Genomic DNA, 13,829 nt, shown 5'->3' on the forward strand with positions numbered 1-13,829 from the left:
ATACTCCGCGGGTCTGTCATTCTTGAGGCCCTGGGGGGTCCTGTGTCCTTCCGTCCTGTCCACCTTGCGTTCCTCGGCGTCCCAGCCGCCTTGATCGCAGCCACGCTGGTCACCGTCACCGGCTCGTCCAGCACCGCTGCGCAGCCCGGCCCGTACCACCCGAAGTTCACCTCGCACAGCAACGCGAAGCCGGAGTTCGAGCCGAACACGGTCCTGGTGAAGTTCAAGGCGAAGGCGAGCGCCACCGCCCGCAAGGCGACCTCGTCCCGGCTGAAAACCAAGTCCGAAGCCGCGGTCAGCAAGGACGTCGTCAAGCTCACCGGTGAGGGGTCCGCCCCGGAGTTGTTGAAGAAGGCGAAGGCCGACCCCGCCGTCGAGGTGGCGTCGCTGAACTACCGCCGCCGGATCAGCGCCGTCCCGAACGACGAGTACTACGGCACCGACCAGAAGTCGTACCTGACCACCTCCCGGGTGGCGCAGGCCTGGGATCTGTCCAGGACCACCGGCAGTCAGCTCGTCGCCGTCCTGGACACCGGCGTCGACGCCGGTCACCCCGACCTGGCCGGCCACCTGGTGGCCGGCTACAACGCGACCTCGCCGAACCGCGGCCCGATCGACGACAACGGCCACGGCACGATGACGCTCGGCATCATCGCCGCTGCTGCCAACAACGGGATCGGCGTCGCCGGTGTCGGCTGGAACGCCAAGGCGATGCCGGTCAAGGTGCTCGACTCCGAAGGCAGCGGCTACGACGTCGACATCGCCGAGGGCATCAGCTGGGCCGTCGACCACGGCGCCAAGGTCATCAACATGTCCCTCGGTGGCCCGGGCGAGAACGCGGTCCTGGCCGCCACCATCCAGAACGCGCTCGACCGGGGCGTCGTCGTGGTCGCCGCCGCGGGCAACGACGGCAACAACGTGCCGAGCTACCCGGCCGCCTACCCCGGCGTCATCGCGGTCGGCGCGACGAACGCGGCCGGCGTACTGACCGACTTCAGCAGCTACGGCGACCACGTCGACATCGCCGCGCCCGGTACCGACATCCTCACCACCGGCGCGCGCAACCTCACCGAGCCGGGCTACCTGCCGTACTGGTGGTGCACGGGCACGTCGTGCTCGGCCCCGATCGTGGCCGGTGTGGCCGCGCTCATGAAGAACAAGTGGCCGACCTTCACCCCCGCCCAGGTGGAGCAGCGCCTCAAGGTGCTCTCCCGCGACGCCGGTCCCCGCGGTACCGACCCGTACTACGGCGCCGGCAACCTGGACGCCTACGCCGCCCTCGGCGGCCACTTCGCCCCGGCCTTCCCGGGCGGCGCCGCCGACGGCAACGACCAGCCGTCCCGCGCTACCAAGGTGACCGTCGGCGTGCAGACGACCGGCCTGATCGACACCGAGGGCGACGTCGACTGGTACGCCGTCGACTCGGCCGCGGCCCGCAATCTCCGGGTGATCGTCACCGGTCCGCTCTACGATCCGTACGGCTCCACGACGAACATCGGCCCGGTGGTGGACGTCTACAGCGACGTCCTGAACTCCCGGGGTCACGACGAGAAGGTGTTCCCGACCGAGGTGGACGAGGACGGGTATCCGATCCCTGAGGAGCTCCGGGCGTGGGCCGAAGTCCAGGCGGAGGCCGGTACGACGTACATCGCGGTGCGGAACTCCAACGGATCGCGCGACCCGCGGCCGTACCGGATGACCGTCACCGAGGGCGGTAACGGTCTTTCCCCCATGGACAAGGCGTACCCGATTTTCGACGTGACGCCGGCGCATCTGTCCTCGACCGCGGCCTTCGACGTGAAGCCCACTGTGACGTTCCCGCAGTCGGTGTCCGCCGAGACCGTGACATCGCGAACCGTCAAACTCCTGAACGGCAGGACGGGCACGACCGTTGCCGCGACGGTCAGCTACGACCCCGAGCTCCACAAAGCGACCATCACGCCGGTCACGCCGCTGGTGGAGGCGACGCCGTACAAGATCGTGGTCGACGGGGTGGGATGGGCTGGTGGTTCGTCGATCGAGCCGATCACCACTGTCTTCAGCACCACCGACCTGGTGCCGCCGAAGCTCACCACCTTCGCTGCGAGCGGGGCCTACAAAGCCGCGACCGTATCCTGGACGATCCCGGCGCTGCCGGATCTCGACCAGGTGATCATCCGGCAGAACGTCGGGGGGAGGGCGCCGACGCTGACCACGGGGACGCTCGTGTACGCGGGCACCGGCACGTCGGTCAAGGTGACCGGCCTCGCGCTGGCGACGACGTACACGTACGCCGGGTGGGTCAAGGACCGCAGTGGCAAGGTCAGCCCGATCTCGGCGAAGGCGCTGAACGGGGTCAAGTCGGGTATCCGCACGAGCTCGACCCTGATCAACTACGGCGGCGCGATCACGCTCAAGGGCAGTGTGCTGCGGATCGACAACGTGGCGTTCGCGGGCCTGCCGGTGCACCTGTACGGCCGCCCCAAGAACGTCTCGACGCTCAAGCTGATCACCACTTTGAAGACCAGCTCAACCGGCTCGGTCAGCTACACCCTCAAGCCGGGAGTGTCGACCGTCTACACCATGGTCTTCCCAGGCAACGCCGACCTGATGGGAACGCGCACCGCCGACATCACCGTTAACGTCGCGCCGACCATCACGTCCGTCCTGTCCCCGACCGCGATCAGACTCGGCCAGGGAACCAGGCTCTCCGGCGTCGTCACCCCACGGCACTACGGCTCGCCGGTCTACCTGCAGCTCTACTCAGCCAAGACCTGGCGCACGATCGCCTCAACCAAACTGAGCACCACCGGCGCCTACGCCTTCGGCATCAAACCAGCCACCCGAGGCAGCTTCGCCTACCGAACCCTCTTCACCGCCGACCCCGACCACGCCCAAGCCATCAGCCCCCACCGAATCGTCACGGTCAGCTAGCACCGCAGCAGCAACTGAAGCGCCCCGGCCGCCTACTCGGCCGGGGCGCTCTGTGTGCGGCTTATCGGAGGCGGGCGGCTCGGGTGTTTAGGTAGCGTTGTTCGGGGAGGCTGGTGGTTTGGCGGGCTGCGGATAGGTAGGCGGTTAAGGCTTCTTGGTGGTTGCCGGCTAGTTCGTGGAGGTGGGCTCGGGCTACGTCGACCCGGTGGTGGTTGGTGAGGCGTGGGTCTTTGGCGAGGTCTTCGATCAAGGCCAGGCCGGCCTGAGGGCCTTGGACCATGGCGATCGCGACGGCGCGGTTGAGGCGGGCGATCGGAGTGTCGTCGAAGCGGACCAGCAAGTCGTACAGGGCAACGATCTGCGGCCAGTCGGTTGCTTCGGGGGTTTGCGCCTCGTCGTGGAGCGCCGCAATCGCAGCCTGGAGTTGATATGGGCCCAAGGGGAAGCGCGCCATCGCGTCGGTCACCAAGGTCGTGCCCTCGGCGACGGCGTCCGCGTCCCACAGTGAGCGGTCTTGCTCGTCCAGGCGGATCAGGTCGCCGGCTGGCGTAGTACGGGCTGCTCGGCGGGCGTGGGTCAGGAGCATGAGGGCCAGCAGGCCTGCTACTTCGCCGTTGTCGGGGAGAAGGCGGTATGCGAGGCGGGCCAGGCGGATGGCCTCCTCAGCCAGGTCTACGCGGTCTGTGCTGGTGTAGCCCTCGTTGAAGATGAGGTAGAGGACCTGAAGTACTGCGGCCAGTCGCTCCGGCAGCTCCGAAGGAGGCGGCGGTCGGAACGGGACGCCGGAGGTCCGGATGCTCTGCTTGGCGCGGGTGATCCGCTTGCGCATGGTCTCTTCGGGGACCAGCAGGGCACGGGCGATCTCGTCCGTGGTCAGACCGCCGACCGCGCGCAGGGTCAGCGCGATCTGCCCGGCCCGGTTCAGCGACGGATGGCAACACAGGAACAACAGAAGCAAGGTGTCATCGGCATCGCGCGGCCCGGCCGAATCGGCGCCGGGGGCAACCAAAGGGATCTCCAGCGCCTGGTTGTTCTCGCGGCGGCGCCGGGCCTCCTCGCTGCGGAGCTCATCGGTCAGCCGGCGCGACGCGACGGTGATCAGCCAGGCCCGCGGCTGCGCCGGTACGCCGTCGCGCGGCCACTGCTGCGACGCCGCCAGCAGCGCTTCCTGTACTGCGTCCTCGCACGCGTCGAAGTGACCGTAGCGGCGGACCAGCGCCCCGAGCACCTGGGGCGTGAGCTCACGCAACAGGTGCTCGAAGCCGGGCTCGGTCACCTCGGGGACCGGCGCACCGCCCATGGTCAGGACTCCGCCGAGCCGTCCATCAGCGGCCGCACCTCGACGATGTCGCCGACCGTGTCGACGATCCGCTGGGCGATCTCGTAGGCGCGGTCCGCGCTCACCACGTCGACGATGCCGTAGCTGGCCAGCACCTCCTTGACCTCGGCGTACGGGCCGTCGACGGCGACCGTGCCGGTCGGGGTCGCGCGGATGGTGCGGGTCAGCGACGGGTCGCCGAGGCCGGCGGTGGCGACGAACTCCCCGCTCTCGGTCAGCTCCTTGCCGAGCTGCTCGTAGAAGTCGCAGGCCTTCTGGAACTCCTCCGGATCCCAGCTGCCCTCGACCCAGGTCTGAGCGTTCGTGTAGGCCAGCATGATGAACTTCATCTCGTACTCCTCGCGACTGCGGCCCCCGGTCTGGGCGCCTCTCGTCCAGTAGTCGGAGGCCGGACCGTCACCGGGACATCCTGTCGCAGAAAAGTTCTCCGGCGGAAGGTGTCCCTGCGCCGTCCCCAGCTCCGACCCCGTGGTGGAAACCTCCCACGACCAAGGAGCAGGAACGATGAAGCGAGTTACCCAAGCCGTCGCCGCCGCCGCGTTGAGCACCGCACTGATCAGCAGCGCGGTCTCCGGTACTACGAACGCCGCGGCCGCCGTCGAGACGCCGAACCCGGGTCGCCATACCTACGAGGGCACCATCGACGGCGCGAAGTACAAGGTGGAGGTGCCGGAGCGGTGGAACGGGACGCTGCTGCTCTACAGCCACCCGTACTACCCCGACGGAATGCCCGAGTTCCCGCCCGGCTACGGCAACCGCGTCGACAGTGAGGCCTACTTCCTCGAGCAGGGGTATGCGCTGGCCGCCTCGGACTTCAAAGGCAGGACCGGGTTTGTGATGAAGGAGGCGGTGCACGACCAGATCGGCGTACTGGACTGGTTCGAGCGGCACGTCGGGAAGCCGCGCCGGACCGTGGCGACCGGATCGTCAGGTGGCGGGGCGATCTCGCTTCTGCTGGCCGAGAAGCACCCGAGCAGGATCGACGGCGTGGTCGCGATGTGCGCGCCGACCGACGTCCATGGCCAGTGGAACATGTCGCTGGACATCAACTTCGCGCTGAAGACCCTGCTCGCGCCGGGTGCCGACGACCTCGAGCTCGTCAACGCGAAGGACCCGCAGGGCAGTGACCTGCGGATGCAGAAGCTGCTCACCGAGCAGGTCGAGACGGCGCCGGGGCGGGCGCGGATCGCGTTGGCCAGCGCCTTCGGGAACGTGACCGGGTGGAACTCCGCGCACGACCCGAAGCCCGAGTCGGTCGAGGGGCAGATCCGGGCGCAGTACCAGCTTCACATGATGGGCGCGGCCAGCGTTTTCGGAGCGGTCGGGCAGGCTGATCTCGCCGCGCATGCGGGCGGCAACCCGTCGTACAACGTCGGTGTGGACTACGCGCGGCAGTTGGCCAAGTCGGATCAGCTTGCTCTGGTTCGCAAGGCGTACCGGGAGGCAGGGCTTGATCTCGGGAAGGACCTCGCGCGGCTCGCGAAGGCGCCGCGGATCAGCCCCGATCCGGCTGCCACGCAATGGATGCTGCGGTACGCCGTACCGCGTGGCACGACGCCATCGCCGGTCGTGACGCTGCACAACACCGTGGATTTGGCGGTCGCCGATCACGAGCGCTGGTACGCCGGACAGGTGCGCCGGCACGGTGACACCGGCAAGTTGCGACAACTCTTCGCCGCGCGGGCGACCCACTGTGCGTTCAGCATCGCCGAGGAGGCCGTTGCCCTGGAGACGCTGCTGACGCGGATCGACACTGGGCGCTGGCCTTCGACTGCGCCGGCTCACCTCAATGCGAAGGCCGCTGCGCTCGGTGAGTCGTGGAGCAAGGTCTACGACTTCGCCACCAACTCCGACGCTGTGCGGCCGCCGGCGTTCACGGCGTACCGGCCGAATCCGCTGCTTCGCCCGTCGCGTTGACGCCTGGGGACCATGCCGGGTCGGGGGATTCCCCGGTGTGGCCCTGAGGTGTGCGGCCGCGACCCTGGATCGGTGCGGAATTCGTTCCGGCTGACCGGGGCGGAGGGATATTGTTCGCGATTATGGAGAACTTGCCGGAGCCGTCCAACCCGCACGCGCATCTGCGGGCCTCCGACACCGATCGGGACCAGGTCGTCGAGGTACTGCGCGACGCGTTGATGACGGGCCGGTTGACGCAGGACGAGCACGCCGAGCGGCTGGAACAGACGTTGCAGGCTCGCACCCTGGGTGAGCTCGAGCCGATCACCCAGGACCTCGCCGTACCGGGTCAGCCGTTCCGGCCGGCCGTCGCCCCAGTGCCGTCGAACAGCCCGGTGCCGATCGAGGAGCCGGCCAACCCGGCCGACAGTTTCGACCGTGTGGTGGGCATCTTCGGCGGCGGTGAACGCCAGGGCCGCTGGCGGGTGCGGCGGCGGACGAACGCGCTGTGCATCTTCGGCGGCTACGACCTGGACATGACGGACGCCGTGTTCGAGGGCCGCGAGGTGACGATCTGGGCGTTCGCGATCTTCGGTGGCATCGACGTCACCGTCCCGGACGCCGTCGAGGTCCGCAACGAGGGCTTCGGCATCTTCGGCGGGTTCGGCGCCCGCGGCGGCAAGTCCCCCGACCCGAACGCCCCGGTCGTCATCCTCAAAGGCTTCGCCCTCTTCGGCGGCGTCGGCGGCCAACCCAGCTCCAAACGCCACAAAAAACGCTTCAAAAACCAAGGCGGCCACAACCACCTCGGCCACTGAACTGTCTGGCGCGGGGGCTCAGATCCAGGACTTGAACCACATGCGGTTGAGCCAGTCGGGGTGGGGGAGGACCTGGTCGGTCAGGATCGGCCAGATGTAGGCGAAGTTGAGGACGACCAGGACGACGAAGGCGCCGACGACCGCGCTGCCGACCAGCCGGCGGGGAGTCGACGCCTCGTTCGGCTGCCGGGCCGGGCCGAGGATCTTGCCGAGCACCAGGGCCAGCGCCATCACGGTGAACGGGATCATCGTGACGGCGTAGAAGAAGAAGATCGGCCGGTCGTCGAAGGCGAACCACGGCGCCCAGCAGGTCGCGAACGCAATGATCGGTACGCCGAACCGCCAGTCGCGCTGGGCGATCCAGTAGACCAGCGAGGCGAGCAGGGCGAGCGCGCCGGCCCACCACAGCAGCGGCGTACCGACGGCCGAGATGACCGAGAGGCAGTTCGTGGGGGGCTGGGCGGTGCAGCCGTTTGTGCCGGGCTTGATGTCGTTGACCGCGTCGAAACCGATCGGGCGGGCGATGATCGGCCAGCCGGCCGGGTGCGACGAGTACGGGTGGGTGGCCTTCTTGATGTAGTCGCCGGTGTGGAAGTCGAGCAGTTCCTGGTGGTAGTGGATCAGCGAGCGGAAGTCGTCCGGCACCACCTTCATCACGCCGTGCGCAGGGTTTTTCGAGGCGTAGTCGTGGCCGTAGGAGTTGTCGTGCAGCAGCCAGCCGGTCCAGGTCGCGGTGTAGGTGACGATCGCGACCAGCACGATGCTGAGGAACGCGGGCAGGCCGTCGACGAAGACGGACTTGAGCACCGGGCGCTTGGCGCCGAGCGCGCGGCGGGCGCCGACGTCCCAGGCGAAGACCAGGATGCCGAACGCGGCCATCACCCAGACCGCGGACCACTTGGTGCCCAGGGCCAGACCGAAGCAGACGCCGGCCGCGATCCGCCACGGCCGGACCAGCAGCCAGCGGCCGATCTTGCGGCTGCCGTCGCGGTGCTCGAGCGAGTCGGCGTGCCGGCGGCGGGTCCAGTCGCGGTCGGCGACCAGGCAGGAGACCGCGGCGACCAGCCAGAAGGCGAGGAAGACGTCGAGCAGCGCGACCCGGGACATCACGAAGTGCAGGCCGTCGACGGCGAGCAGCAGGCCGGCGATGCAGCCGATCAGGCTCGAGCGGGTCATCCGGCGGACAGTCCGAATGACCAAGAGAACGGTCAGCGTGCCGAACAGGGCCGGCATGAACCGCCAGCCGAAACTGTTCATCCCGAACAGGTGCTCGCCGGCCGCGATCATCCACTTGCCGACCTCGGGGTGCACGGTCAGGCTCGGGGTGTCCTTGAAGACGTCCAGGTTGCCGGACAGGATCGCCTTGTCGGCGGCACCTTCGGGCTTGTCGATGAACTGCCGGGCATAGCCGAACTTCAGCAGCGAGTACGCGTCCTTGGCGTAGTACGTCTCGTCGAAGACGAACTTGACCGGGTTGCCGAGGTTCCAGAACCGCAGGATCGCCGCGAACGCCGTGATCGCCAGCGTCGCGATCCAGCCGCCCTCGAACTCCTTCGGCATCGGCGGGTACAACCGCTCCTTCAGCGGCGGCAACCGTCGCCCGAGGACGTCCCGCCCGAGCGTCTCACGCACGTCAGCACCCACCCCGGCCACCTCGGCCGGCTTCGCGGTGTCGTCCTCGATCACGGCAGTCACGCTGGCCATCGTACGGAGCCAGAGGTACCAGCGCCTCCCGGGCTGCGATGATGACGCGTGTGACCGGGCGATTGGTGTTGGTGGGGACTCCTATTGGGGACTTTTCGGATGCTTCGGGGCGGTTGCGGAGGGTGTTGGGGGAAGTTGACGTGGTGGCCGCGGAGGACACTCGGCGGTTGAAGCGGTTGACGAGTGAGTTGGGGATTGTCGTCAGCGGGCGGGTGACCAGCTTTTTCGAGGGGAACGAGCGGCAGCGGACTGATGAGTTGGTGCAGGCTCTGCTCGAGGGGCAAACGGTTGCTGTGGTGACCGACGCGGGGATGCCGAGCGTGTCGGATCCGGGGTACCGGCTGGTGGCGGCTGCGATCGAGGCGGGGATCCAGGTGACCGCCGTACCGGGGCCGTCCGCCGTACTGACCGCGCTGGCGTTGAGTGGGTTGCCGGTGGACCGGTTCACGTTCGAGGGGTTCCTGCCGCGGAAGTCGGGGGAGCGGGCGAAGCGGTTCGCCGAGCTCGCGCGGGAACAGCGCACGATGATCTTCTTCGAGGCGCCGCACCGGCTGGCCGCCTCGCTCAAGGATCTCGCCGAGGCGCTCGGCAAGGATCGCCGTACGGCGGTCTGCCGCGAGCTCACCAAGACGTATGAAGAGGTCAAGCGCGGAACCGCCGCCGAGCTGGCCGAGTGGGCCGCCGACGGGGTCCGCGGCGAGATCACCATCGTGGTGGCCGGCGCCGACCCGTCCGCCCGCGAACTCGGCCCCGAGGAGCTGGCCGCGGAGGTCGCCGCCGACGAGGAGGCCGGCACCCCCCGCAAACAGGCCATCGCAGACGTCGCCAAGCGCTTCGGCGTACCAAAACGCACCGTCTACGACGCAGTGCTCGCCGCCCGCCCACCGAAGTAACACTGTCGGCGCCGCCTGGTAGATCAAAGGGGTGATCACCAGTGAGGAACTCGAAGCCTTCATCGTCCGCGCCAAGGCCGCGAGCTACGTCGGCGACGGCGACCTGCGGTTCACCGACGGCGATCTCGAGTATCGCGACAGCTACTTCGGCGGCGCCGACTTCCTCGGTCAGGAGGTCGTCCGGCTGGGCTCTACGCCGATCTGGGGGATGAACTACTACGGATTCCTCCTCGAGCCGGGAGTCCTCGACGCCGCGGGCGCCGGGCGGATCATCAAACGGGCTCTGTCCGCGCTGTACGCCGAGGGCCGGTTCCTCGGCGGGTTCTCCTACCGGCACGACGGCTGGGTGTACGTCGACGAGAGCCGGGGCAGCGTGGAGCGGTTCGACGGTGCGGAGCGGATCGAGACCGCGGACAGGAGGGCGGCGTACCGGTTGAGCTATCACGGGGGCCGGATCCTCGGCTGAGGGCCTGGTCAATCGGCCCTGCCCCGAGCACTACCCTTTAGGCATGTCCGAGAAGGCCTTTTACGTCACCACCCCGATCTACTACGTCACGGCGCCGCCGCACATCGGTAGTGCCTACACGACGGTGGCCGGGGACGTCCTGACCCGTTGGCACGCCCAGCGGGGCGAGCGCAAGTGGTACCTGACGGGTACCGACGAGCACGGCGAGAAGGTGATGCGCAGCGCTCAGGCGCAGGGCATGACGCCGCAGGAGTGGACGGACAAGCTGGTCGAGGAGTCCTGGAAGCCGGCCTGGGTGGACGTCGACATCGACTACGACGACTTCATCCGGACCACCGAGAAGCGGCACACCGAGCGGGTCCAGGAGTTCGTCCAGGCGCTGTACGACCAGGGTGACGTCTACAAGGGCGAGTACGAGGGCCTGTACTGCGTCGGTTGCGAGGAGTTCAAGCTTCCCGCCGACATCAGGACCGACGAGGACGGCACCCAGCGGTGCATGATCCACGGCACCGAGCTGGAAGCGGTCTCGGAGACCAACTACTTCTTCCGGCTGTCCGCGTACGCCGACCGGCTGATCGAGCTGTACGAGTCGCAGCCGGACTTCGTCGCGCCGGCCAGTGCCCGCAACGAGGTCATCTCGTTCGTGAAGCAGGGCCTGCAGGACCTGTCGATCACCCGCTCGACCTTCGACTGGGGCATCCCGGTCCCGTGGGACCAGGACCACGTCCTCTACGTCTGGGTCGACGCGCTGCTGAACTACGCCACGGCCGCGGGGTACGGCGCCGACCCGGAGCGGTTCGCCGATCTCTGGCCGGCGAACGTGCACCTGGTCGGCAAGGACATCCTCCGCTTCCACGCGGTGATCTGGCCGGCCATGCTGATCGCCGCCGGGGTCCCCGTCCCGAAGCAGGTCTTCGCGCACGGCTGGCTGCTGGTCGGCGGCGAGAAGATGAGCAAGTCGAAGCTGACCGCGATCGCGCCGAAGGAGATCACCGACCACTTCGGTTCGGACGCGTTCCGGTACTACTTCCTGCGCACGATCCAGTTCGGTTCCGACGGGTCCTTCTCCTGGGAGCACCTGAACGCGGTCTACACCTCCGAGCTCGCGAACGGCCTGGGCAACCTGGCCAGCCGGGTCGCGGCGATGGTGAACAAGTACTTCGACGGCGAACTGCCCGAGCCCGCCGACCACGGACCGGCCGAGCAGGCGCTGGCCGACCAGCTCGCCGAGGCCGCCACCAAGGCGGACGAGGCGATCAACACCCTCGCTTTCCACGACGCGCTGGCGGCGATCAACGACCTGGTCGGCGCGGTCAACGGCTACGTCTCCGAGCAGGAGCCGTGGAAGGTCGCGAAGGACGAGTCGCAGAAGGCCCGCCTCGCCACCATCCTCTACACCTCGGCCGAGGTACTGCGCGCCGTCGCGGTGCTGCACAACCCGACGATGCCGAAGACCGCCGCCAAGCTCTGGACCCTCCTCGGCGCCGAAGCCAAGCTCGGCCCACTCAAGGACCAGCGCATCCAGGAGGCCGGCACTTGGGGCCAAGTCCCCGCCGGTTCCGTCCTGGTCAAGGGCGAGTCGCTGTTCCCCCGCCTGGCAGACCCCGAGGCCTAGTCCGCAACCCGGGTGACCGTTGCAGGAAGCTGCAACGGTTACTGGTTGTGCCCGGCAAGTAACGGACGGCATGCTTGGGCCCGACAGAGCAAGCGGACGACGGTACTGGGGGTGCCATGAAACGCGTGGTCGGATGGGTCGTACTCGGGCTGTTGGCGAGTCTGGTGGGAGTGTTGCCCGCTACGCCGACGCCAACGGTTACCGACCTGCCGGGCGGTAAGGCGAACTGGGTCGTGTCGGTCGGTGGACTGAACACCGCCGCGGCCAACAACTATGCGAACTGGACCCGGCTCGGTTGGTACATCTTCGGTACCGACGGAACGGTCCGGACGAACTGGTGGAGCTGGAACCAGCGCGACGAGCCGATGCGCGTCGACAGTGGGGTGGTCGCCAGTTGTGGGGGTGATGTCCCCATCTGCCCAGTCCAAACGATGTCGAGCTTCCTGACGGCACCCAGCGGGGCCTTCGAGGGCACCTACCGCACCACGGCCGGCAAGCTGGATGTCACCTGGACCAAGACGGGTACCGGCCAGCCCCTGGCCACACCGCTGACGGAGCACTGGCTCCTCGATCCGATTCCGGGCGGCAAGGTCGCCCGGATCAGCAGCGACGGCTACCACAGCATCTACAAGGGCCCGGTGGACGTGCCGACCACGTTCTCCGACTACTCGGCGACGTTCGGGATCGGGTACGGCAGCAATGCGCCGCTGTCGGCCGGCAACAAGGCGAGCATCACCGACATCCGGACGGTGTACGGGCAGGACGAGCACCTGGGCACGTTCGTCACGGCCAGCGCCGGGGCGGTCCACCGCGAGCCTTCCGGCCTCGTCAAGACCGGGTTCGATCAGTGGCGCTCCTGCCCGAGCGGAAAGTGCGTGGGCATCCGGGAGCTCAACACGGGTTGCTACTGCGACAAGTACCCGACCCGCAGGGACCGGATCCGGTACCTGGCCGACGCGCCGCCGGCCCGGAACAACATCTACACCTACTGGTGTGAATGCCTGCGGCAGACCGGTGACTGCTACCGCGCGAACAACCACGTCCAGTCGTTGCTGCAGATCATCGACGACGACCGGAAGTTCCAGGGCTGGGTCGGCGTCGAGACCTCGACCCATGTCAAGAGCGACGGCAGCGCACCGGACCACGACCTCAAGGGCGCCTACTGGGCGGTCCTCAACATGGTCACTCCGGACCTGCGTGGCCCGCAGCCGACCCAGAACCCACCCGCTTCCTGAAAATTTCTCCGGCGGGCTGTCGAAAGCGGTCGGGCGGCTCCGATAACGGGGTGAAACACACCCTCGAGTGATCGGAGCGAACGATGACCAACCACGACATGCCCGCCGCGAGTGGGAGCACCACCGAGCAGTCCCCGGTCGAGGCGCTGCGCACGCTGGCGCCGCTGATCGGTAGCTGGACCGTCGAAGGTCCTGGCCACCACGGCACCGTCAGCTACGAGTGGTTCGAAGGCGGCGCGTTCATCGTCCAGCGGGTGGAGCTGGTCAGTGACGGTGAGACCAGTCGCGGAGTCGAGTACATCGGGCTGGACGCCGAGAGCGGTAAACTTCGGTCCCACTATTTCTCCAACACCGGCAAGATCCTCGAGTACACCTACCAGCTGGCCGGCCGTACGCTGACGATCTGGTTCGGCGACACCGACTCGCCCGCCAAGTTCGTCGGGGAGTTCGACGCCGGCCACTCGGTCAACACCGGGGCTTGGCAGTGGCCGGGCGGCGGCTACGAGTCGACCATGACGCGCGTGGGGTGATCGGCAGTGAAGTACATGATCATGACGTTCGGGGACGAGTCGGCCTGGGACACCCTCGGGCTCGGCGGCCGGGAGTCCACCTGGTCGCAGGAGCAGGTGGACGCCCACTTCCAGGCGATGGGCGAGTTCTACGCCGAGCTCGCGGCCAACGGTGAACTGGTCACCGGCTTCGGCCTGGCCGACCCGTCGCACACGATGACCATCGAGCTGGTCGACGGCCGCCCGGTCGCCTCGGACGGCCCGTACGCCGAGGCGAAGGAAGTGCTCGCCGGGTTCGGGATCATCGAGGTCGACTCCCATGACCGGGCGGTGGAACTGGCCGCGCGGTTCTCGGCCCTGGTCGAGACCCGGGTCGAGCTGCGACCGGTGATGGACCAGGGCGGCCAGGAGATGTGACCGTGCCGACCAACCCCACGGATG

The 13,829-nt window shown here is 68.1% G+C and carries 12 protein-coding genes; 9 read left to right on the plus strand and 3 right to left on the minus strand.

Annotation, left to right across the window (positions count from 1 at the left end; all coding sequences use genetic code 11):
* Positions 1-42 precede the first annotated feature (42 nt).
* A complete protein-coding gene (locus AB0F51_RS32510) occupies positions 43-2,913 on the plus strand; it encodes a S8 family serine peptidase (RefSeq protein WP_360286004.1) in 2,871 nt (956 codons plus the stop codon).
* A 61-nt stretch (positions 2,914-2,974) separates the two neighbouring features.
* Here the strand turns inward: AB0F51_RS32510 and AB0F51_RS32515 are convergent, their stop codons facing one another.
* Positions 2,975-4,213: a DUF6596 domain-containing protein gene (locus AB0F51_RS32515; protein ID WP_360286005.1), complete on the minus strand. Its 1,239-nt coding sequence runs from the start codon at positions 4,211-4,213 to the stop codon at positions 2,975-2,977.
* Positions 4,214-4,215: 2 nt separating this feature from the next.
* Complete coding sequence (locus AB0F51_RS32520; RefSeq protein WP_360286006.1) at positions 4,216-4,581, minus strand: YciI family protein; 366 nt, start codon at positions 4,579-4,581, stop codon at positions 4,216-4,218.
* A 175-nt stretch (positions 4,582-4,756) separates the two neighbouring features.
* Here AB0F51_RS32520 and AB0F51_RS32525 point away from each other — a divergent pair, with 175 nt between their 5' ends.
* Both AB0F51_RS32525 and AB0F51_RS32530 read left to right on the plus strand, forming a co-directional pair.
* Positions 4,757-6,169: an alpha/beta fold hydrolase gene (locus AB0F51_RS32525; RefSeq protein ID WP_360286008.1), complete on the plus strand. Its 1,413-nt coding sequence runs from the start codon at positions 4,757-4,759 to the stop codon at positions 6,167-6,169.
* A gap of 122 nt (positions 6,170-6,291) precedes the next feature.
* Entirely contained in the window at positions 6,292-6,966 is a 675-nt protein-coding gene (locus tag AB0F51_RS32530; protein WP_360286009.1) for a DUF1707 domain-containing protein, read from the plus strand.
* Positions 6,967-6,984: 18 nt separating this feature from the next.
* Here AB0F51_RS32530 and AB0F51_RS32535 read toward each other — a convergent pair whose 3' ends face one another.
* Entirely contained in the window at positions 6,985-8,670 is a 1,686-nt protein-coding gene (locus AB0F51_RS32535; RefSeq protein WP_360286010.1) for a phospholipid carrier-dependent glycosyltransferase, read from the minus strand.
* Between the two features lie 38 nt (positions 8,671-8,708).
* Between AB0F51_RS32535 and rsmI the strand changes: the two genes are divergently transcribed.
* From rsmI to AB0F51_RS32565, 6 genes are all read left to right on the plus strand, one after another.
* Positions 8,709-9,563, plus strand: a complete 855-nt coding sequence (rsmI, locus tag AB0F51_RS32540; RefSeq protein ID WP_360286011.1) for a 16S rRNA (cytidine(1402)-2'-O)-methyltransferase — start codon at positions 8,709-8,711, stop codon at positions 9,561-9,563.
* 31 nt (positions 9,564-9,594) lie between these two features.
* Complete coding sequence (locus AB0F51_RS32545) at positions 9,595-10,029, plus strand: DUF5680 domain-containing protein (RefSeq protein ID WP_360286012.1); 435 nt, start codon at positions 9,595-9,597, stop codon at positions 10,027-10,029.
* A gap of 43 nt (positions 10,030-10,072) precedes the next feature.
* Positions 10,073-11,644, plus strand: coding sequence for a methionine--tRNA ligase (metG, locus tag AB0F51_RS32550; protein ID WP_360286013.1), 1,572 nt, complete (start codon positions 10,073-10,075; stop codon positions 11,642-11,644).
* Positions 11,645-11,760: 116 nt separating this feature from the next.
* Positions 11,761-12,879, plus strand: a complete 1,119-nt coding sequence (locus AB0F51_RS32555; protein WP_360286014.1) for a hypothetical protein — start codon at positions 11,761-11,763, stop codon at positions 12,877-12,879.
* 83 nt (positions 12,880-12,962) lie between these two features.
* Complete coding sequence (locus AB0F51_RS32560) at positions 12,963-13,409, plus strand: hypothetical protein (RefSeq protein ID WP_360286015.1); 447 nt, start codon at positions 12,963-12,965, stop codon at positions 13,407-13,409.
* Between the two features lie 15 nt (positions 13,410-13,424).
* On the plus strand, positions 13,425-13,805 hold the full coding sequence (locus AB0F51_RS32565; RefSeq protein ID WP_360286079.1) for a YciI family protein: 381 nt from the start codon (positions 13,425-13,427) through the stop codon (positions 13,803-13,805).
* Positions 13,806-13,829: the final 24 nt, after the last annotated feature.

The organism is Kribbella sp. NPDC023855 (genome assembly GCF_040639475.1).
In the GTDB taxonomy this organism is placed as follows: Bacteria; Actinomycetota; Actinomycetes; order Propionibacteriales; family Kribbellaceae; genus Kribbella.